The following is a 20,477-nucleotide window of genomic DNA, read 5'->3' on the forward strand; positions in this document are numbered from 1 at the left end:
TACCTCTTTGGAACACAGGGCTTATGGATCAACTCATTAAACAACGTTCGCAAGCGCTGACCGCGCTGCTGGTACTCACCATCATCTGGGGTTATAACTGGGTGGTGATGAAGAGCGCGCTGCAATATGCCGGGCCGTTCCAGTTCGCGGCCATGCGTACGTTTTTTGGTGCGCTGGTGTTGTTCCTGGTGTTGTATGTGACGCGCCGTCCTATGGGGCTCACTGAGTTCCCAACCATGCTGCTACTGGGCATTTTGCAAAACGTTGGTTTTACAGGGGTGCTGATGTGGGCGCTGGTAGAAGGCGGCGCAGGCAAAACGGCGGTGCTGACCTATACCATGCCGTTCTGGACGCTATTATTTGCCTGGCCGATGCTGGGTGAACGTGTACACGGTTGGCAATGGCTGGCGGTGATCGCTGCGGTGCTGGGCATGCTGTTTATTTTTGACCCGCTGCATATCCGTGCCGATAGTTTTAGCATGTTGCTGGCGGTGTTGTCTGGCGTGTCATGGGCGCTGTCTGCCATTATGACCAAGCAGTTGCACAGGCGTCATCCGAGGCTGGATTTGATCAACCTGACGGCGTGGCCGATGTTGCTGGGCTCGTTGCCTATGGTGCTGATTGCCTGGCTGGTGCCTGCACCGCCGATAGACTGGTCGCCGTACCTGATCGGTGCCGTGTTGTTTAACGTCGTGTTGTGTGGTGCGCTGGCCTGGTTGTTGTGGCTGTTTGCCTTGCAACGGCTGCCTGCTGGGGTGGCCAGCATGGCGTCTATGTTGGCGCCAGTGATTGGTGTGATTGCGGCGTGGATACAGTTGAACGAAGTGCCGGACCATCTGGAAATGACCGGCATGGCGTTGATTATCTTTTCACTCAGCCTGATCTCTATTCTCATGATGCGGCCCGGTTACGGCAAGAGCCAGTAATCCAACGCGAGTGTTTAATGAAGGCCTGACAATGTCAGGCCTTTTTTGTTGTGCGCGACGGTCGCTTGGCGATCAGGTGGCTGTGGTAAAATCAGCGGGTTAAATTACCTCAACAACGTTGTTAAAAAATACAAGGAAGCACTATGGCTGGGCATAGTAAATGGGCCAATATTCAGCATCGTAAAGGCCGTCAGGACGCCAAACGCGGCAAAATCTTCACCAAACTGATTAAAGAAATCACGGTTTCCGCACGCATGGGCGGCGGTGATACGGCCATGAACCCTCGTTTGCGTGCGGCAGTCGCGGCAGCAAAAGAAGAAAACATGCCGTCAGACAATATCACGCGCGCGATTAAAAAAGGCACGGGTGAACTGGAAGGCGTGAATTACGAAGAAATCCGTTATGAAGGTTATGGCATCAATGGCGCCGCCATCATTATTGATTGTCTGACAGACAACCGCCAGCGCGCAGTGATGGATGTGCGTCACGCGTTAACCAAGCACGGCGGCAATTTGGGTACTGACGGCAGCGTGGCGTTTATGTTCAAACACTGTGGTCAACTGGTGTTTGAGCCCGGCGTCTCAGAAGATGCAGTGATGGAAGTGGCGCTGGAAGCAGGCGCAGAAGATGTGATTACTGACGACGATGGCAGTATTGAAGTGGTGACTGCACCGGGTGACTTTGTGACTGTTAAGGAAGCACTGGAAGCCGCTGGGCTCAAAGCGGTGATGGCGCAAGTGACCATGAAATCACTCAATGAAGTGGTGTTCACCGGCGATGATGCGGTCAAAATGCAGAAAATCCTCGATATGCTGGAAGACCTGGATGACGTGCAGGATGTGTACACCTCTGCTGTGATTGAAGAGGCGTAATTGATGCTGTTTGCTGCTGGCATGCGGTCAAAAGACGTCTGATGGCGGTACAACGCATTTTAGGCATAGACCCCGGTTTGAGAATCACCGGCTTTGGGGTGATTGAAGCGGTGGATGGCAAGTTGTCTTATGTCACCAGCGGCGTGATTAAAACGGCTGCGGCTAAGAAAAGTGCAGAGGGCGAGCCGGAAAAAGAAGCCTTGCCTGAGCGGCTTAAAGTGATTCTGGATGGCTTGTTTGAAGTGATTGCGACTTACCAGCCGACGCAAGTGGCGATTGAAAAAGTGTTCGTCAACGTCAACCCGCAGTCGACCTTATTGCTAGGCCAGGCGCGTGGCGCCGCCATTTCAGCGGCGGTGATCCGTCAATTGTCAGTGGCGGAATATACGGCATTGCAAGTCAAACAGTCGGTGGTTGGCAATGGCCATGCGCAAAAAGAGCAGGTGCAAGAGATGGTTAAACGCTTACTCAAATTGCCTGCAACGCCCAGCCCGGATTCGGCGGATGCATTGGCGTGTGCCATCTGTCATGCGCATGGCGGCCAGGGTTTGGGCGCATTGGCCACGACCGGATTTAGAGTCAGAAATGGAAGATTAGTATGATTGCGCGTTTGCAGGGAAAATTGCTGGAAAAGTCACCGCCTTTGATCGTGATTGACTGCAATGGCGTCGGTTATGAAGTGGAGGTGCCCATGAGCACCTTTTATAACCTGCCCGAGCTCGGGCAGCCCGTGCAGGTGTTAACCCACATGGTGGTGCGCGAAGATGCGCAATTGCTGTATGGATTTGGCAGCGAGCAGGAAAAAAACACTTTCAAGCAATTGCTTAAAGTGAATGGCATAGGCGCCAAATCTGCGTTGTCTATCCTTAGTGGCGTCAGCGTCAATGATTTAATGCTGGCGGTGAGCCAGCAAGAGGTGCCCATGCTCACGCGCATTCCCGGCATTGGCAAAAAAACTGCCGAGCGCTTGTTGCTGGAGTTGAAAGATAAGTTTGTGGTGACCGGTTCTACCTCGGCGCAACCGGCTGCCAAGGCCGCCACTGATGATATCCTCAATGCGCTGGTGGCATTGGGTTACAACGAGCGTGAAGCGTCTGCGACCGTCAAATTGCTGGAGCCTGGGGTCAGCGTCAGTGATGGCATCCGCCAGGCCTTGAAGTATCTGGCCAAGTGAGACATCACGCGTATGCGCCATGGTCTGTAATAGTCAAACGCCGCATGGTATCATCACAAAAAATAACTTACTTCTTTAGTGACCGGCAATGAGGCTTTGCGTTGACTAAATTTGCTTTGCACTTCATTACCGACCACCCATGATTGAAACCGATAGACTCGTCGCTCCTGCCACTGCCAGCGTCCAAGAAGAAGCGCTGGAACGTGCCTTGCGCCCCAAAGTGCTGGATGAGTATGTGGGGCAGGAAAAAGCACGTGGTCAACTCGAGATTTTCATCAATGCCGCGCGTGGCCGCCAAGAGGCGTTAGACCATGTGCTGTTGTTCGGCCCACCTGGCTTAGGTAAAACCACGCTTGCCCATATTATTGCCAAAGAAATGGGTGTCAACCTGCGCATGACTTCCGGCCCGGTGCTGGAACGCGCGGGCGATTTGGCTGCCCTGCTGACCAATCTTGAACCCAACGATGTGCTGTTTATTGACGAAATCCACCGTTTAAGTCCGGTGGTCGAAGAGATTTTGTACCCGGCCATGGAAGATTACCGACTGGACATCATGATCGGTGAAGGTCCGGCTGCGCGCAGTGTGCGCCTGGATCTGCCACCGTTTACGCTGGTCGGTGCCACTACGCGTGCCGGGATGCTCACCAATCCCTTACGTGACCGCTTTGGCATCGTCGCGCGCCTGGAGTTTTACAGCCATGACGAGTTAGCCAAGATTGTCAGCCGTTCTGCCAGCTTGCTTGAAGTCGAAATGCAGCAAGCGGGTGCCTCTGAGATTGCCCGTCGCGCCCGTGGCACGCCACGTATTGCTAACCGCTTGCTGCGCCGCGTGCGTGATTACGCGCAAGTGAAATCCGATGGCGTGGTGACGGACAAAGTGGCGGATGCCGCACTGAAAATGCTCGATGTCGACCAGCAAGGGTTGGATGTGATGGACCGCAAATTGCTGCAAGCAGTGGTGGAAAAATTTGGTGGCGGTCCTGTTGGCCTGGATAACCTGGCGGCGGCGATTGGCGAAGAGCGCGACACGATAGAAGATGTGCTGGAACCTTATTTGATTCAGCAGGGCTATCTCATGCGTACGCCGCGCGGTCGTGTTGCGACGCTGATGACCTACCAGCATTTTGGCCTCAAAGCCCCTGCCAGCATGGTGTCTGGCGAGTTGTGGCAAGAAGCCGGGCAGTAATATGTTTGTGTTCCCGGTGCGTGTGTATTATGAAGATACCGATGCGGGTGGCGTGGTCTATCACAGCCGTTACCTGAACTTTATGGAGCGCGCGCGGACAGAATGGTTGCGGGCTGCGGGCTTTGTCCAGAGCGCATTAAAAGACCAAGAGCAGGTGTTGTTTGTGGTGCATAGCATGCAACTGCAATTTAAAAAACCAGCCAGGCTGGATGACCAGTTACAGGTAGTGTCTCGCTTGATGGAGATGAAGCGAGGCAGTTTTAGCTGCCAGCAGCAGATTCTGTGTGGCGAAACGATGTTAATAGAGGCGCAGGTCAAGGTGGCCTGCGTGGATGCGGATTCATTTAAACCAACGGGTATTCCGGCCCGACTCAAAATTGCACTGGAGTCTTCATGAATGTAGCGAACGATATGTCGATTTTTACCCTGGTGAGTGGGGCCAGTTTGCCAGTTCAACTGGTCATGCTGATCCTGCTGCTGACCTCGCTGGTCTCCTGGTGGTATATCTTCATTAAAGTGTTTTCATTAAAGGCCGCCAATGAAAACGTTGACCAGTTTGAAGCCCAGTTCTGGTCCGGCGGTGATCTCAACGAGTTGTATGAGCGCATTACTGCAGGCAGAAAAACGCCACAAGGCATGGCCAGTATTTTTCAGGCCGGCCTGAAAGAATTTATTCGCTACAAACAGCAAAAAGATACCGAAGTGAGTGACGTGATGGAGGCCACCCGCCGCGCCATGCGTGCCGCTTACAACCGTGAGCTGGATTATCTGGATTCGCATTTGCCGTTCCTGGCTTCAGTTGGTTCTGTCAGCCCTTACATCGGTTTGTTCGGCACCGTGTGGGGCATTATGAACGCGTTCCGTGGCTTGTCTAACGTGGCGCAAGCCACTTTGAGCCAGGTCGCACCTGGCATTGCCGAGGCGCTGGTGGCCACTGCGATTGGCCTGTTTGCAGCGATTCCGGCGGTGATTGCCTACAACCGCTTTGCGGCGGGCGTAGACCGCTTGTCTGTGCGCTACGAGAGCTTTATCGAAGAATTTACCAACATTTTGCAACGTAGAGCCTGATCGGAGCCGCCATGAGCAGAACGCGTAAACGGCGCATGATGAACCAGATTAATGTCGTGCCTTATATTGACGTCACGCTGGTATTGTTGGTGATTTTTATGGTGACCGCGCCCATGACCAACCCTGGCATGGTCGAGTTGCCCAAGGTTGGGCAGGCGCTCAAGCAAAGTGGCGACCCGATTGTCATCACCGTGCAAAAAGAAGGCACCGTGCTCATGGAGGGCAAGGAAATGCAGCGTGACGATATGCTGGCATTGATCCGCCAACGCCTGGCTGAGGCACAAAAGCCGGTGGTGGTGTCTGCCGACAAAAATACACCTTATGGTGAAGTGGTGTCGGTGATGGACTTGCTGAAACAGGCGCAGGTTAATCAGGTGGGCTTGTTGTTTCAGAACGAGAAGTAAGTAGTCAGTGATTTAAAACAGATGAAAATCGCATTGTCTCCACAAGATCAGGTCATACGCAAACGCGCAGCGGTGTTGTCTGTGCTCATGCATGTGCTGCTATTCCTGGGCATGATCTTTATGGTCGACTGGAAAGCGGTGCACGTGAGTCCTAGCGTGATGGAAGCCACATTATGGGACAGTTTGCCCAGCAAACAGCCCTCCAAAGCGCTGACTAAACCTGTGGAACCACCGCCTCCGCCGCCACCACCTGAGCCTAAGCCAGAACCCAAACCACCTGAGCCTAAGCCGCCGGAAAAAGCACCGCCGCCGGAGCCGCAAGTCAAACAGGCGGAACAAGAGGCCGACATTGCACTCAAAAAACGGGAAGATGAGAAAAAACGCCTGTTAGAAGAAGAGAAAAAGAAAGAACTTGAGCAGAAAAAGCAGGAAGAAAAGCTGAAAAAAATTCAGGAAGCGCTGCGCAAGCAAGAGGAAGAAGACAAGCTGAAGAAAATCCAGGACGCCCTGCGTCAACAGGATATGGATGCACAGCAGTCAGCCGCTGCGGCAGCGGTTGACCCTTCTGTGCTCAACTACTATATGGGGCTGATGAGCCGTAAAATTCGCAATAATGTGAACTCTGGCTTGTGTCCAGTGACCAACCCAGAACTATTGGTTGACATACAAATGACCAATTCGGGTGATATATCTGGCATGCCCAAGCTGGTTAAAGGGTCTGGCGATGCCGTGTGTGATGATGCGGTCATCCGTGCCATTCTTGCGGCAAAACCGTTTGATATGCCCGACGATCCGGCTGCGCGCAAGAGGATGGTGGATCAGATACGTTTGAAGTTCAGGCCGCGTAGCTAATACAGCCATGACGGTGAACACGCTTTTCGTTATAATTCTTGTCTATAAGCAAACCAAAATGAATAAAACTGTGACCATGCAAAACTTCAAAAATGGTTTGATCCATTTTTTGTCTCAAACAATCGGTGCTGGCGTACTGCTCTGGATGTTTGCGCTTCCCGCCCAGGCTGCCCTCGAACTTGAGATCAGTGGCGGTAGCGCGATCCAGATTCCGGTCGCGATTTTGCCTATGGCTGAATCCGGCGCGACGTCATCCGGCAGCCGTTTGCATGAAATCATCAGCAATGACCTGCGCGGCAGCGGCATGTTCCGCATTATCAATACCAGCGGCATGCCTGCCTTGCCAACCAGCGCCTCACAAATTAAATATACCGACTGGACCGCACTCAAAGCACAAGGCCTGAGCCTGGGCGAGGTGCAGCAGGTGGGTGGTAATTTGAAAGTGTCTGTACAAGTGATGGATGTGTTGCGCCAGACCGCCTTGTTGCAACTGACTTACACTGTTTCCCCTAGCCAATACCGCCATGTGGCACACCTGATTGCCGACCAGATCTATGAAAAGTTTACCGGCCAGCCAGGGGCGTTTTCGACACGTATCGCCTACGTGACCAAGGTAGGGAAACGTTTCACCTTGCAGATCGCAGATTACGATGGCTTTAATGCGCAAACGCTGGTGTCCTCCAATGAGCCGATTATTTCCCCAGCCTGGTCGCCAGATGGCAGCAAAATGGCGTATGTCTCGTTTGAGAAAAAGAAGCCGATTGTATTTGTGCAATCGCTGTATACCGGCGAACGCAAAATAGTGGCCAATTTTAAAGGTAATAACAGTGCGCCAGCCTGGTCGCCAGATGGCAGCAAATTGGCCGTGGTGCTGACGTATGGGGCTAACTCGCAGATTTATACCATTTCTGCCGATGGCTCCAATTTGCAGCAAGTGACCAAGAGCAGCTCCATTGATACTGAGCCTGCCTTCTCACCTGATGGCCAATCGATTTATTTCAGTTCTGACCGTGGTGGACGCCCACAGATTTATAAAGTGCCCGCGTCAGGCGGCTCTGCCTCTCGTGTGACATTTGAAGGTAGTTATAATGTGAGTCCGCGCTTTTCACCAGATGGCAAATACCTGACCTATATCCGCAATGACGGCGGTGCGTTCAAGGTGGCGGTGCAGGATTTGGGCACTGGTGATGTGAAGGTGCTGAGCACCGGCTCGCAAGATGAATCGCCCAGCTTTGCCCCTAATTCGCGTACCATTATGTACGCAACCCGTGTTGGCGGCAAAGGTACGCTGGCGACCGTCACTGTTGATGGTTTGGTCCGACAGCGCTTGTCCGAAGCGGGCGGAGATATTCGTGAACCTGCCTGGGGACCTGCTCAAGCAGCGCCCAAGTAGGCTATCCGTGGTCAATCTATTTAGTCACTCATTTTAAGGAGAAAGTATGAACAAGACAATTTGGACAGTTGCAGCACTTGCATTGGTGTTGACTGCTTGTAAAAGCACCCCGATGAACCCAGCTAAAGTGGAAGACTCCAGCGTGACTCGCCCGATGACGAACTCACAAGGCAAATCAGGCGCTGACAGCTCTGCCAGCACCGACAAAATCAACATCAAAACTGTCGACGTTGACACTAGCAAAGATGAGTTGAGCGCTGCTGAGTTGGCAAAACGTCAAGTATTCTTTGACTATGACAGCGATGCGATTCGTGAAGAGTACAAAGCACTGGTGGCTAACCACGCTAAATACCTGGTGGCTCACCCGCAAACTAAAGTGGTGCTGCAAGGCAACACCGATGAGCGCGGTACACACGAGTACAACCTGGCATTGGGCCAACGCCGTTCAGTCGCTGTTAAAAATGCGCTGAATGTGTTGGGCGTAAGTGATAGCCAAATCGAAACAGTTAGCTACGGTGAAGAGCGTTCCAAGCAAAACTGCGCAGATGACGGTTGCTTCCAGCAAGACCGTCGCGTAGACATCGTCTATGCAGGTCAGTAATTTGCGGCTCTCTGCTGCTTTGATCGCCTTGGGGCTGGCTGTTTCATCGGCCAGCCAGGCGGCTTTGTTTGATGACACCGAGGCCAGAAAACGGATTCTCGAGCTGGAAAACAGGCAAACATCTGATCATGATGCGCAACAAAAAGCCATCACTGACCTGACGCGTACCCAGCAATCGCTGGACCGGCGTGTGCAAAGCCTGGAAGCCCTGATTAATGGTAAGGGCTTGCTGGATATGCAAAACCAGCTGGAACAGATCAGGCAAGATGTGGCGCAGCTCAAGGGCGACCTTGAGGTGGTAACTCACCAGCTGGAAGATATGCGTACCAAGCAAAGTGCTTCATACACTGACCTTGATACACGTGTACGCAAGCTGGAAACGCTGGCGCAGTCTGTGACCAGTGGTCAAATGCCGGTGTCCTCTGCTAACGGTAACGGTAGTGGTGATGCCAAGCCTGACGTTTCACAGCAGGAATCGAGTGCCTTTGCTGAGGCGGAGTCTTTAAACCAGGCAGGTAAGTACAAAGAGGCATTTAATGCTTATGATGCTTTTTTGAAAAACCACGCGGCGAGCAAGCTGGCACCTGATGCACTGTATGGCATGGGTTACACCCAGTTTGCATTGAAGAGCTACAAATCGTCTGCTGCGACGCAGCAGAAGTTTTTGGATAGCTATGCTACACATGCGTTGGCGCCCAATGCCATGCTCAATCTAGCGAACAGCCAGATTCAGTTGGGGCAGATTCCGGCCGCCAAAAAGACCTTGAAGGACTTGATTGCGGCTTATCCCTCAGCTGAGGTGACGCCAAGTGCGCAAAAACGTTTGAAGGTGCTGGAAAGTATCAAATAGCAGATTTTCGTTATTGAAATTACTTTATTTCGGCGATAATAGCGGGCAGATAGCAATATCTGCCCGTTTATTTTTTGCATCCCCATGACCACACTCAGAATTTTCGAGATTTTCTATTCCTTGCAGGGCGAAAGCTCACGCGTTGGCCTGCCTACCATTTTTATCCGTCTGACCGGTTGCCCACTACGCTGTGGCTATTGTGATACCGAATACGCGTTTAAAGGCGGCAGCAATATGACGCTGGATGAGATCATGCAGCAGATTGCTGCTTACGGCACACCTTATGTCTGTGTGACCGGTGGCGAGCCATTGGCACAAAAGCCATGCATCGAATTGTTGACCCGCTTGAGTGATGCCGGTTACCAGGTGTCACTGGAGACCAGTGGCGCCATGGATATTGCACCCGTCGACCAGCGCGTCAAAGTGGTGATGGACATTAAAACGCCCGGCTCGGGTGAGGTTGAAAAAAACCGCTGGGAAAACCTGCCACTGCTGAAAGCGGGAGACGAAGTGAAGTGGGTGATTTGTAGTCGCGAAGATTTTGACTGGGCCAAGCAGATGTTAGAAACGCGGCCGTTTCCTGCACACTGCGACCAGTTGTTTTCACCGAGTTTTCATGATGTGAGTGGCGAAACACTGGCCAGCTGGATTTTGCAGGACCACCTCAAGGTGCGTATGCAATTGCAATTGCACAAAATCCTCTGGGGCGAGAAACAAGGAGTTTAAGTTTGCTTGCAACACAAAAACCAAAAGCCGTTATTTTGCTCTCTGGCGGGCTGGATTCCAGTACCGTGCTGGCAATTGCTAAATCCCAAGGCTATGACTGCTACTGCCTGAGTCTGGACTACCACCAGCGCCATAATGTGGAGTTGTTGGCGGCGCAACGCGTGGCGACTGCGCTGGGAGCGACCGAGCATAAAACCGTGCAACTGGATTTGTCGCTGTTTGGCGGCTCTGCGCTCACTGACAGCAGTATCGCTGTGCCCGAGCAGGAATCGCAAGGTATTCCCGTGACGTATGTGCCTGCGCGCAACACTATTATGCTATCTCTGGCATTGGCCTGGGCCGAGGTGTTGCAGGCACGTGATATTTTTATCGGCGTCAATGCGCTGGATTATTCAGGTTACCCGGATTGCCGTGGTGAATATGTCAAAGCTTTCCAGCAAATGGCTAACCTGGCAACCAAGGCCGCGGTAGAAGGACAGACCATCACCGTGCATGCACCATTGATTGATATGACCAAGGCGGATATTATTCGCAGCGGCCATGCGCTGGGGCTAGATTACGGGTTAACCGTCTCTTGCTACCAGGCCAATCAGCAGGGCGCTGCCTGTGGTGTATGTGACTCCTGCCGTTTCCGCAAGGCAGGGTTCGCCCAAGCCGGGGTAGTTGATCCTACACCGTATGTAGGCACATCTTCTGGTGCGTGAAAAACACTTGCCATGCTTTGATAATATCAAGTATAATCCGCGCCTTTCTGCAAAGAAATTCAATTTTAAGAGAACAAGATTATGGTCGTTATTCGTTTATCACGTGGTGGCTCCAAAAAGAACCCGTTTTACAGCGTAGTTGTGGCAGAGTCCCGCAACCGTCGTGACGGTCGTTTTATCGAGCGCGTTGGTTTCTACAATCCATCTGCACGCGCTGGCGCTGAAGGCTTGCGTATCGATGAAGCACGTACACGATACTGGGTGGACAACGGTGCACAACTGTCTGACACCGTGGCTCGTTTGGTAAAATTCCACGCTAAAGGCGCTGAAGGTATGGCTGCTGTTAAAGCTAAAGAAGTTGCCAAGGCCGAAGCTGCTAAAGAAAAAGCAATCGCTGAAGCTGCTGCTAAAGTGAAAGCTGAAGCTGACGCCGCTGCTGCAGAAGCTGCCGCTAAAGCCAAAGCAGATGCTGAAGCTGAAGCTGCTGCCGCTGCGGAAGCCGCTGCTGCTGCTGAAACACCAGCTGCTGAGTAATTGTTTCCGCGCCTGAGTTTATATGGCGTCTGAGAACATGGTCGTAATGGGGCGCATCGTCGCCCCATATGGCGTTTATGGCTGGGTCAAAGTGGTGCCGGACACCGAATACCTCGATGGCTTGCTGGATTACGATGCCTGGTGGGTAGGTAAAGCTCCTGACTGGCGTGAAGTCACGGTTGAGCAAGCCAAGCTGCATAATGATGTATTGCTGATCAAGCTGGCGGGTGTTGCTGATCGCGATGCTGCGTTTAGCCTCAAGGGGCAACAAATTGCGGTGCCGCGTGAGTCGTTGCCTGAGCCTGAAGACGGTGAGTATTACTGGTCTGACTTGATTGGGCTGAGTGTGACCAACACTGAAGGTGTGGCATTTGGCAACATCACGCAAGTGTTTGAAACCGGCGCCAATGACGTGATTGTGGTGCGTGAAGCGCAACCGACCAGTGTCAAGGGCAAAGACGGTAAGCTGCGCGAAGAATATCGTGAACGCTTGATTCCGTTTACCAGCGATGCCGTGCCAGAGGTGAATATAAAAGCTGGGACGGTGCTGGTGGATTGGGATGCTGATTTTTAAAGAAAGCGCAGCTCATGATGCAGATTGAAGTCATCAGTTTGTTTCCTGAGATGTTTGCAGCACTGACTGAATATGGCATTACCAGCCGTGCCAGACAGCGTGGGTTGTATCAGTTAACACTGACCAATCCTCGGCAATATACGCAGGACGTGCATCATACGGTGGATGACAGGCCTTATGGTGGTGGTCCCGGCATGGTGATGCTGGCAGAGCCGTTGGCTGCTGCCATTGGTGATGCCAAAGCGCGTTTGCAGGCGCAAGGGATTGCGCCCAGGGTGGTGCATTTATCACCGCGTGGCAAACCGCTGACGCACGAGAAAGTGTTGCAGCTCAAAGAATGTCAGGGGCTGGTGTTGTTAGCCAGTCGCTATGAAGGCGTAGACCAGCGTGTGCTGGATACACTGGTGGATGAAGAAGTCTCCATTGGTGACTATGTGTTAAGTGGTGGTGAGTTGCCCGCCATGGTGTTGCTGGATGCGATTATTCGGCAATTACCAGGTGCGTTGGGGGATGCCGATTCGGCGCAGGAAGATTCATTTGTGAATGGCCTGCTCGATTATCCGCACTACACGCGCCCGGAAGAATTTGCAGGATTAAAGGTGCCCGAAGTATTACTCTCCGGGCATCATGAAAAGATTAGACAATGGCGATTACAGCAATCGCTACTGCTAACCAGGGCAAAACGCCCTGATTTATTGGCCGCAAGGCCGTTGACGAAAGAAGAGGCTAGGCTACTCAAAGAGTGCCAAGGCAATTGAGTCAAGAGCGAGCGTGATTGGATACAAGGCGCGCGGCGCGCAAACACCGGAATGTACTGGAGTACATGAGGATGTTGAGCACCGTGCAACGCAGTAGACGGCACGCGTAGTCTTGAATAAATGGTCTTGGGAGTAGGAACGAGCTCTTTACAATTAAAAGGAACCGATATGGCAGACATTATCAAAATGTTAGAGCAAGAAGAAATTGCTCGTTTAAACAAAACCATCCCTAGCTTTGCGCCAGGCGACACCGTGATCGTTGGTGTAAACGTGGTTGAAGGTACACGTAAACGTGTGCAGGCTTACGAAGGCGTAGTCATCGCTATCCGTAACCGTGGCCTGAACTCCTCATTTATCGTGCGTAAAATCTCTTCAGGCGAAGGCGTTGAGCGTACATTCCAGACTTACTCTCCACAAATCGCTTCTATCGAAGTGAAACGCCGTGGTGATGTTCGCCGCGCTAAACTGTACTACTTGCGTGAGCGTTCAGGTAAATCTGCACGTATTAAAGAAAAATTGGTTGCTCGCGAGAAAGACATCGCTGCAAACAACGCTTAATTTAAACGTTGCACAAAAAAGCCCTTCATCAGAAGGGCTTTTTTATTGTCATGGCACATTGACGCTGGTTGCAGCCGGGGCGAGATTACAGTTTAATACGCTCATGAAGAGCCTTGATGATGAACTTGATGCCTTGGTCCCGGCGCCTTTTGGCTTCGTTGGCGTGCGTTGCGATGAGCTGGGGGAAACGTTGCAGTTTTTATTGCATGCCTTACCAGTCAGGCCTAAGCCTCATCAACGTGCGCAAGCCGTGGCTAACCAGGTAGCCGCTTACCTCGAGCATCCAGACCACGTTTGGCAGCCGATAGTCTCGCAGCGCGGCACGCCGTTCCAGCAACGTGTCTGGCAAGCCATGCGCGAGATTCCCGTGGGTGAAACGCGCACCTATAGCCAGTTAGCCGCTGCCGTACGGTCTGGTCCGCGTGCAGTCGCTAATGCCTGTGGCGCCAATCCCTTACCTTTGTTTAATCCTTGCCACCGTATTGTCGCCAGCAACGGCCTGGGTGGCTTTATGCAAGGCATAGACGGCGGCCTGGAAATCAAACGCTGGTTGTTGGCACACGAGCAGCGACGCAAGTAAGTGATCAGATGCGGCAAAAAAAGAATTCTTTAGTGGCAGCGCCAGATTCGCCCCAGCCGGTCACGTTTCCTGAAATCGATACCTTTATCGACCAGCTTTGGCTGGAGGATGGCTTGTCAGCCAATACCTTATCCAGCTATCGCAATGATTTAAAGGGGTTTGCCGAGTGGTGCGGCCAACAGGCGCTGACCTTGTGGCAAGTGCAGTCACAGCATGTGCAAGCCTATTTGGCCCACCGTTTTCCATTGGTAAAAGTGCGTAGTATCAACCGCCTGATTGCCACGCTGCGCCGTTTTTATCGCTATGCCTTGCTGGCAAATCTCATCAAGCAAGATCCGACGCTGCATATTGAAGCGCCCAAGATGCCGAAATCACTACCCAAAACACTGAGTGAGTCGCAGGTGGAAGACTTACTGCATGCACCGGATGTGAATACACCGTTGGGCTTGCGCGACCGTGCCATGCTGGAGTTGTTATATGCCAGCGGCTTGCGTGTCTCGGAGTTGGTGAATGTGAGTATTGCTGAAGTCAGCACGCAAGATGGCGTGGTACGTGTTACTGGTAAGGGTAGTAAAACGCGCTTGGTGCCCATGGGGCAAGAGGCGGCGGAATGGATAGACCGCTATTTGGCGAATGCCAGGCCGGAGATATTGAAAGGCAGCTTGAGCGACTCTGTGTTCGTCACCACACGCGGCGCGGCCATGACGCGGCATGCGTTCTGGCATATTATCCAGCGCTATGCTTTGCAGGCGGGCATTTCACAACATATTAGCCCGCATGTGTTGCGCCATGCGTTTGCCACGCATTTATTGAATCACGGCGCAGATTTGCGCGTGGTGCAGATGCTGCTTGGGCATGCGGATATTTCTACGACGCAGATTTATACGCATGTGGCCAGGGAGCGGTTGCAGCAGTTGCATAAGGTGCATCATCCTAGAGGGTGATTTTTGGGGTTCGTCATTCCGGCGTCTGCTGGAATCCCAGCGTGGTGAGATTGCAATAAAAGGTTATTCTTTAAATTCGTTGTCTTACTCGTAGGGTGGGCATGGTTGCCCACGCGGTTGTGGATGTTTGTTAGTTTTTTTCGCTTTTACAGCGAGTTACTTTTCTTTGCTTGCACAAAGAATAAGTAACCAAAAGAAAGTGCACCCCAGCTTCCGCTTGTTCCCTGCGTTGCTCGTCAAAATAAGCGGTCACGAAACTCAACCTTGTAGCTCACACAGAACGTGAGCTACTGCGGGATTCGAACAGTCGCTCCCTTCCTCCTTATTTTGCCTGCGCTACTCGGCGCGTCAGATGGGGACCCCGAACACCATGCGACTGCAACCGTTGATGATTATAAGAAAAGAATTGTTTTTTTAAACTATCCAAACTTCGCCAATGTGAGTTTTGCGAGAATAATCCCATTCCATCACGCTGAGTAGCGGAGACAAAATAAGAGTAGAGGGAGCGACTGTCTGAGCTCCGCGGCAGCTTGCGTAGTGTGCAAGCTGCTAGGGCGAGTTTCGTGACCGGCTTATTTTGTTGAGCAACGCAAGGGAGCCTTTAGGCCGTGATGGCTGGGTGCCCTCTTTTTGGTTACTTTTTTGGGGCAAGCAAAAAAAGTAACTCGCCCACAAGGCGAAAAGCTTTTCAGTAACGTCCCAGTCGTTATGTCGTACGGTAAATCTGAATGCCCAAAGCCTTCAACCCTGGCAATATCCCCGGTTTACTCACTTTCAACTTCACATTCTGCGCTTTAAACTCCAGCAAAATCAGCTGGCAGACATGCTCGCCTAATGCTTCAACAAGTTTAAAACTGTGTTCTGCCAGGGTTTCCCGAATGCGCGCCGCCACTTGTCCATAATCAATGGTGTCTTCAATGGCGTCGCTTTGGCAGGCCTTGCTAAAGTCATAACCAATTTCAATATCCAGAATCACGGTCTGCGCGACCGCGCGCTCCCAGTCGGGTACGCCGAGGTTGGTTTGTACTTTTACTTGTTCGAGAAAGATAATATCCATCAGCGCTGTTCCTTGTTCTTATTTCCGCATAGGCCGGAATCCAGTATGATTCGGCATCATACAACATCGTGCAGTGGCTGGCGTAAGCGACTGCATTTCAGTGGAATTTAAAGCATGAACGAAATTGGGTTTGATATTGAGGCGCTGGTGTGGGTGGTAGCGGCTTATTTGATTGGGTCGATTGCCTTTGGCATTATCATCAGCAAGCTATATCGCTTGCCTGACCCGCGCACGGTGGGGAGCGGTAATATTGGTGCGACCAATGTCGCGCGTAGCGGTAAAAAATCTGCTGCGATTTTGACTTTGCTGGGCGATGCGTTTAAAGGCTGGTTGCCGACATGGTTGGCGTTACAAGCCGGCATGCTGATGGACGTGGTCGCGCTGGTCGGTTTGGCAGTATTTATCGGCCATTTGTACCCGATTTATCACAAGTTTAAAGGCGGTAAAGGGGTTGCTACTGCGCTGGGTGTGATGATCGCTTTTTCCGGCTGGCTGGCATTGAGTGTGGTGGTGGTTTGGCTGGCGGTGTTTTTAATCAGCCGCATTTCTTCTCTCTCTGCCTTGGTGGCTGCCGTACTGGCTCCCGTGATTGCCTGGCAGTTTTTGTCGCCGTACCCCGTGTATGTGGCGGTCGTTGTCGTGATGACAGCGTTTTTAATTATTCGTCATCAATCCAATATTGAAAAATTGCTGGCAGGCACTGAGACGCGCTTTGGAAAGAAATAGTTAACCGCAGATGAGGTGGGTTGTTTTGCGGTTTTTAGAAGATTTTATCGGCGTGCATCCGCGTTCATCGGCGGAAAAAGAAGTTTAGTCTTTTGAGTATCTACTAAGGCGCTTGTAACTCTGCCAAGTCCCAGCGTGGGCGGATGCTGAAGCTGTAATCTTGTTTTACTGCCTGCATGGCGTGCAGGCGCATGGCACCGGCAAACGCAATCATGGCGCCGTTGTCGGTGCAAAATTCCAGCCGTGGATAACTGACGCTGATGCCGCGTTTGCTGGCTGCTTCATTTAGCCGGGTGCGCAAACGCTTGTTGGCGCCGACACCACCGGAAACGACCAGTCGATTCAGTTTGGTCTGCTTGAGGGCTTTAAGGCATTTATGCACCAGGATCTCGGTGACTGACTCCTGAAATTCCCAGGCAATATCTTTGACGGTTTCATCATCCATGTGTGGCTGGTTATTAACCAGGGTGAGCACAGCGGTTTTCAGGCCACTAAAGCTAAAATTCAAATCTTTGCTGTTGAGCATGGGGCGCGGCAACTCAAAATGTGGTTTGCCCTGGTCTGCCAATTTAGAGACGGCCGGACCACCAGGGTAACCTAGCCCTAATAATTTGGCGGTTTTATCAAACGCTTCGCCAGCCGCGTCATCCAGGGTGTCGCCTAATAACTCGTATTGGCCTATGCCGTCTACACGCATGAGTTGGCTGTGGCCACCCGAAACCAGCAAGGCGACAAACGGGAACGCAGGTGGATTTTCCTCCAGCATAGGTGCCAGCAAATGACCTTCAAGATGATGGACGCCTATAGAAGGCACATTCAGTGCCATCGCCAGTGATTGTGCGATGCTGGTGCCAACCAGCAGGGCGCCAGCCAGGCCGGGGCCTTGGGTATAGGCAATGCCTTCGATCTCTTGCAGGGTTTTATCGGCCTCAGCTAACACCTGTTGCGTGAGTGGGAGTGCACGGCGGATATGGTCGCGCGAGGCGAGCTCTGGCACCACGCCGCCGTAAGCGGCATGCATGTCGATTTGTGAGTGCAGCGCGTGCGCCAGCAGGCCGCGGCGCGTGTCATACAGCGCGACCCCGGTTTCATCACAAGAAGATTCAATGCCTAATACCAACATATGTGTTTGCTCGCAGACAATATTTTGCGGAAATGATTGATAAATCCAAATAAGCGCGATAGAATACGCGGTTTTCAGTGCTGCATCAATCCGCAAGCACTAAATCGACTAACAAGTTACCAACCATTTTTGAAGGATAGGGATTTACATGACCGCTATTCGTGTGAAAGAGAACGAACCGTTTGACGTTGCAATGCGCCGCTTCAAGCGTTTGATTGAAAAAACCGGTTTGTTGAACGACTTGCGTGCACGCGAGTTCTACGAGAAGCCAACTTGGGAACGTAAACGTAAAGCGGCTGCTGCGGTTAAACGTCAGTACCGTCGTCTGCGCAACCAACAGTTGCCAACAAAACTCTACTAATTTTTAGTGGGTGTGAATGGTTAACCACGTGTTGGTTAACCGATGATGCGAAGGTTGTGGATTTCCGCAACCTTTAGCTATTTATACGGCCTACATTTGAGCCCCGTTTATCCAGATAAAGATCATTCTATGAGCCTGAAAGCACAAATCTCCGAAGACATGAAAACCGCCATGCGTGCCAAAGACATGCAAAAGCTGGGTGTGATTCGTTTGTTGCAAGCTGCGATCAAGCAGCGCGAAGTCGATGAGCGTATTGAGTTGGATGATGATGCTGTGATTGCTGCGATTGAGAAAATGCTCAAGCAGCGCCGTGATTCGATTGCTGCCTTTGAAGGCGCTAATCGTCACGACCTGGCAGATCAGGAAAAGTTTGAAGTGACTGTGTTGCAGGCCTACCTGCCAGCGCAATTGTCTGAGGACGAAATCAACGCCATCATCGCCAAAGTAGTGGCCGAGACTGGTGCTGCAGGTGCCAAGGATATGGGTAAAGTAGTGGGTGCGGTGAAGCCGCTGGTGGCAGGTAAGGCCGATATGGCTAAAGTATCTGGCCTGATTAAAGCTGCTTTAGGTTAATCTGTACTTGATCGCATGAACCAAGGGGCGCATTTGGCGCCCTTTGTTTTTTAGTGCGCATAAGCGATACTTGCATCTATGATCCCCGAAAGTTTTATTCAAGAGCTGCTGAATCGTGTAGATATTGTCGAAGTCATCGACAAGGCTGTGCCGCTGAAAAAAGCCGGGGCCAATTACTCGGCCTGTTGTCCGTTTCATAACGAAAAATCCCCCAGTTTTACCGTCAGCCCAACCAAGCAGTTTTATCATTGTTTTGGCTGTGGCGCACATGGCTCGGCCTTGAGCTTTTTGATGGAATATAACGGCCTCAGTTTTGTCGAGGCGATTCATGATCTGGCCAAGCAGATTGGCATGATCGTACCGCAAGAGCAGCGCGACCCGAATCAACCGGCGCCACCGTCCAAGGCCGTGTTGTTGAGTTTGCAAGAAACCTTGCAGCAGGCGGCCAATTATTACAAAGCCGAGTTAAAAAAGTCACCGCGCGCGATTGATTACCTGAAAAACCGCGGTTTAAGCGGGCAGGTGGCTGCCAAGTTCCAGGTGGGCTATGCTCCGGCTGGCTGGCAAAATCTGCAAACGGTGTTTCCGCAATATGATGCTGAGGCGCTCGAAACCGCCGGGCTGGTGGTGCAGAACGAGCAAGGGCGGCGTTATGACCGCTTTCGTGACCGTATTATTTTCCCTATCCATAACCAAAAAGGCGAAGTGATTGGCTTTGGCGGGCGGGTGATTAACCCTGAGGACAGCCCCAAATATTACAACTCGCCAGAAACGCCGCTGTTTCAAAAAGGCCATGAGTTATATGGCTTGTTTATGGCGCGCCGCGCGATTCGCGATGCGGGTCGCGTGCTGGTGGTTGAAGGATATATGGATGTAGTGGCGTTGGCGCAATATGGCATTGAATATGCCGTGGCTGCGCTGGGCACGGCGACGACGCCGTTTCATATCGCCAAGCTGATGCGGCAAACCGATGAGATTGTCTTCAGCTTCGATGGCGACAAAGCCGGGCGTACTGCCGCCTGGCGCGCAGTGATGAATGCCTTGCCCGCGATTAAAGATGGCCTCAAGTTGCGCTTTTTATTTTTGCCTGCCGAGCATGACCCCGACAGTTTTGTGCGTGAGTTTGGTAAAGAGGCGTTTGAGGCTGAAATGGATAAAGCCATGCCGTTGTCGCAATACATCATTCAGCATTTGAGCGAGCATAACCCGATGGCCTCGCAAGAGGATAAATTACAGTTTTTGAATGATGCTGAACCTATCCTCAAGCAGATCCAGGCGCCGCGTTATGCCATGCTGCTGCGTAAAAAAGTGGCCGAGATGACCGGGCTGGCTGGCGGTGAAATGCAGCGCATGCTCAAGTTACCTGATCCAGTTAAAACCAAAGAAAAAGCCGTGCGCCAGCGCTCGCGCACGCCATTATCGCTCTATGTGCGCCTGGCCCTGATGTTGCTCATGCGGCCGCAATGGGCCAAGCCTGAGTTGATGGCTGAGATTGTTGGTGAGGGCGATGAAGAGCAGATGTTGCGCGTGGTGGTGAGGGCTGCCATCGCCAAGCCGGAATCGCGGCCAGTCGTCCTGCTGCAAATGATCGCCCCCTATATTTCTGAAGTCTTGCGACACCAATTGCAGCGCGAGTTGTCTTTATTGGACGAAACGCTGGACTTCACGCTTGAATTTGAAGGGGCCTGTACCCAATTATCAGACATGGCGCTCATCGCGCGTGAAAAGTCCCTGTTGGGGCGGCTGACTGAAAAGCCATTTTCTACGCTGTCGGATGCTGAGCGTGAGGCCTTGCGGCAGTTAACCAGCAAGCGCTAGTCGGCACTATTCCCTAAAAACCGTGTGGGCATGCTTAAAAAACGTGCAAAAATCTGGTAAAATAAAGGGTTTCCCGTAATGTTAAATCGAGTGATGTGCCAGCAGTCGTCGCCAG

At 52.1% G+C, this 20,477-nt stretch carries 26 protein-coding genes; 24 read left to right on the forward strand and 2 right to left on the reverse strand.

The window, feature by feature from the left end:
- Window positions 1-23 precede the first annotated feature (23 nt).
- The 20 genes from INP78_RS05770 (at window position 24) to xerD (ending at window position 14,704) form a co-directional block, all read left to right on the forward strand.
- On the forward strand, window positions 24-926 hold the full coding sequence (locus INP78_RS05770) for a DMT family transporter (protein WP_194741258.1): 903 nt from the start codon (window positions 24-26) through the stop codon (window positions 924-926).
- Between the two features lie 143 nt (window positions 927-1,069).
- Complete coding sequence (locus INP78_RS05775) at window positions 1,070-1,798, forward strand: YebC/PmpR family DNA-binding transcriptional regulator (RefSeq protein ID WP_194741259.1); 729 nt, start codon at window positions 1,070-1,072, stop codon at window positions 1,796-1,798.
- 41 nt (window positions 1,799-1,839) lie between these two features.
- Window positions 1,840-2,400 carry a crossover junction endodeoxyribonuclease RuvC gene (gene ruvC / locus INP78_RS05780; RefSeq protein WP_194741260.1) on the forward strand — a complete coding sequence of 187 codons (561 nt, stop codon included), beginning with the start codon at window positions 1,840-1,842 and terminating at the stop codon, window positions 2,398-2,400.
- Complete coding sequence (ruvA, locus tag INP78_RS05785; RefSeq protein ID WP_194741261.1) at window positions 2,397-2,972, forward strand: Holliday junction branch migration protein RuvA; 576 nt, start codon at window positions 2,397-2,399, stop codon at window positions 2,970-2,972. The genes ruvC and ruvA overlap by 4 nt, the downstream gene beginning before the upstream one ends.
- A 139-nt stretch (window positions 2,973-3,111) precedes the next feature.
- The gene (gene ruvB, locus INP78_RS05790; RefSeq protein ID WP_194741262.1) at window positions 3,112-4,158 is read left to right on the forward strand and encodes a Holliday junction branch migration DNA helicase RuvB; all 1,047 of its coding nucleotides are present in this window, start codon (window positions 3,112-3,114) and stop codon (window positions 4,156-4,158) included.
- A gap of 1 nt (window position 4,159) precedes the next feature.
- Entirely contained in the window at window positions 4,160-4,555 is a 396-nt protein-coding gene (gene ybgC, locus INP78_RS05795; protein ID WP_194741263.1) for a tol-pal system-associated acyl-CoA thioesterase, read from the forward strand.
- Window positions 4,552-5,226 (forward strand): protein TolQ, encoded by a 675-nt coding sequence (gene tolQ, locus INP78_RS05800; RefSeq protein ID WP_194741264.1) that lies wholly within the window; start codon window positions 4,552-4,554, stop codon window positions 5,224-5,226. The genes ybgC and tolQ overlap by 4 nt, the downstream gene beginning before the upstream one ends.
- A gap of 11 nt (window positions 5,227-5,237) precedes the next feature.
- Window positions 5,238-5,630 (forward strand): biopolymer transporter ExbD, encoded by a 393-nt coding sequence (locus INP78_RS05805; protein ID WP_194741265.1) that lies wholly within the window; start codon window positions 5,238-5,240, stop codon window positions 5,628-5,630.
- A 21-nt stretch (window positions 5,631-5,651) separates the two neighbouring features.
- Window positions 5,652-6,482 (forward strand): cell envelope integrity protein TolA, encoded by an 831-nt coding sequence (tolA, locus tag INP78_RS05810; RefSeq protein WP_194741266.1) that lies wholly within the window; start codon window positions 5,652-5,654, stop codon window positions 6,480-6,482.
- A 58-nt stretch (window positions 6,483-6,540) separates the two neighbouring features.
- Window positions 6,541-7,875, forward strand: coding sequence for a Tol-Pal system beta propeller repeat protein TolB (gene tolB / locus INP78_RS05815; protein ID WP_194741267.1), 1,335 nt, complete (start codon window positions 6,541-6,543; stop codon window positions 7,873-7,875).
- 46 nt (window positions 7,876-7,921) lie between these two features.
- Window positions 7,922-8,476: a peptidoglycan-associated lipoprotein Pal gene (pal, locus tag INP78_RS05820; RefSeq protein ID WP_194741268.1), complete on the forward strand. Its 555-nt coding sequence runs from the start codon at window positions 7,922-7,924 to the stop codon at window positions 8,474-8,476.
- Window positions 8,463-9,326, forward strand: a complete 864-nt coding sequence (locus INP78_RS05825; RefSeq protein WP_194741269.1) for a YbgF trimerization domain-containing protein — start codon at window positions 8,463-8,465, stop codon at window positions 9,324-9,326. The genes pal and INP78_RS05825 overlap by 14 nt, the downstream gene beginning before the upstream one ends.
- Before the next feature lie 84 nt (window positions 9,327-9,410).
- Window positions 9,411-10,052: a 7-carboxy-7-deazaguanine synthase QueE gene (gene queE / locus INP78_RS05830; protein WP_194741270.1), complete on the forward strand. Its 642-nt coding sequence runs from the start codon at window positions 9,411-9,413 to the stop codon at window positions 10,050-10,052.
- A gap of 2 nt (window positions 10,053-10,054) precedes the next feature.
- A complete protein-coding gene (queC, locus tag INP78_RS05835; RefSeq protein WP_194741271.1) occupies window positions 10,055-10,756 on the forward strand; it encodes a 7-cyano-7-deazaguanine synthase QueC in 702 nt (233 codons plus the stop codon).
- Window positions 10,757-10,837: 81 nt separating this feature from the next.
- Window positions 10,838-11,290: a 30S ribosomal protein S16 gene (gene rpsP, locus INP78_RS05840; protein WP_194741272.1), complete on the forward strand. Its 453-nt coding sequence runs from the start codon at window positions 10,838-10,840 to the stop codon at window positions 11,288-11,290.
- Between the two features lie 37 nt (window positions 11,291-11,327).
- Window positions 11,328-11,864, forward strand: a complete 537-nt coding sequence (rimM, locus tag INP78_RS05845) for a ribosome maturation factor RimM (RefSeq protein ID WP_228522695.1) — start codon at window positions 11,328-11,330, stop codon at window positions 11,862-11,864.
- A 17-nt stretch (window positions 11,865-11,881) separates the two neighbouring features.
- Window positions 11,882-12,622: a tRNA (guanosine(37)-N1)-methyltransferase TrmD gene (gene trmD, locus INP78_RS05850; protein ID WP_228522748.1), complete on the forward strand. Its 741-nt coding sequence runs from the start codon at window positions 11,882-11,884 to the stop codon at window positions 12,620-12,622.
- A 168-nt stretch (window positions 12,623-12,790) separates the two neighbouring features.
- Window positions 12,791-13,180: a 50S ribosomal protein L19 gene (gene rplS, locus INP78_RS05855; RefSeq protein ID WP_194741275.1), complete on the forward strand. Its 390-nt coding sequence runs from the start codon at window positions 12,791-12,793 to the stop codon at window positions 13,178-13,180.
- A 58-nt stretch (window positions 13,181-13,238) separates the two neighbouring features.
- Window positions 13,239-13,760, forward strand: a complete 522-nt coding sequence (locus INP78_RS05860) for a methylated-DNA--[protein]-cysteine S-methyltransferase (protein ID WP_228522696.1) — start codon at window positions 13,239-13,241, stop codon at window positions 13,758-13,760.
- An 8-nt stretch (window positions 13,761-13,768) separates the two neighbouring features.
- Window positions 13,769-14,704, forward strand: coding sequence for a site-specific tyrosine recombinase XerD (xerD, locus tag INP78_RS05865; protein WP_194741276.1), 936 nt, complete (start codon window positions 13,769-13,771; stop codon window positions 14,702-14,704).
- 706 nt (window positions 14,705-15,410) lie between these two features.
- Here xerD and folB read toward each other — a convergent pair.
- The gene (gene folB / locus INP78_RS05870; protein WP_194741277.1) at window positions 15,411-15,761 is read right to left on the reverse strand and encodes a dihydroneopterin aldolase; all 351 of its coding nucleotides are present in this window, start codon (window positions 15,759-15,761) and stop codon (window positions 15,411-15,413) included.
- Between the two features lie 114 nt (window positions 15,762-15,875).
- Here folB and plsY point away from each other — a divergent pair, with 114 nt between their 5' ends.
- On the forward strand, window positions 15,876-16,487 hold the full coding sequence (plsY, locus tag INP78_RS05875) for a glycerol-3-phosphate 1-O-acyltransferase PlsY (protein WP_194741278.1): 612 nt from the start codon (window positions 15,876-15,878) through the stop codon (window positions 16,485-16,487).
- Between the two features lie 103 nt (window positions 16,488-16,590).
- On the opposite strand, the gene tsaD is transcribed toward plsY, so the two are convergent.
- Window positions 16,591-17,610, reverse strand: coding sequence for a tRNA (adenosine(37)-N6)-threonylcarbamoyltransferase complex transferase subunit TsaD (tsaD, locus tag INP78_RS05880; RefSeq protein WP_194741279.1), 1,020 nt, complete (start codon window positions 17,608-17,610; stop codon window positions 16,591-16,593).
- Window positions 17,611-17,758: 148 nt separating this feature from the next.
- On the opposite strand from tsaD, the gene rpsU reads away from it, so the two are divergent.
- The 3 genes from rpsU to dnaG all read left to right on the forward strand — a co-directional run bounded on the left by rpsU (window position 17,759) and on the right by dnaG (window position 20,362).
- On the forward strand, window positions 17,759-17,971 hold the full coding sequence (rpsU, locus tag INP78_RS05885) for a 30S ribosomal protein S21 (protein ID WP_018987466.1): 213 nt from the start codon (window positions 17,759-17,761) through the stop codon (window positions 17,969-17,971).
- 129 nt (window positions 17,972-18,100) lie between these two features.
- Complete coding sequence (locus tag INP78_RS05890; RefSeq protein WP_194741280.1) at window positions 18,101-18,544, forward strand: GatB/YqeY domain-containing protein; 444 nt, start codon at window positions 18,101-18,103, stop codon at window positions 18,542-18,544.
- A gap of 78 nt (window positions 18,545-18,622) precedes the next feature.
- A complete protein-coding gene (gene dnaG / locus INP78_RS05895) occupies window positions 18,623-20,362 on the forward strand; it encodes a DNA primase (RefSeq protein ID WP_194741281.1) in 1,740 nt (579 codons plus the stop codon).
- Window positions 20,363-20,477 lie beyond the last annotated feature (115 nt).

It is taken from the genome of Methylophilus sp. 14 (assembly GCF_015354345.1).
Classification (GTDB): domain Bacteria; phylum Pseudomonadota; class Gammaproteobacteria; order Burkholderiales; family Methylophilaceae; genus Methylophilus.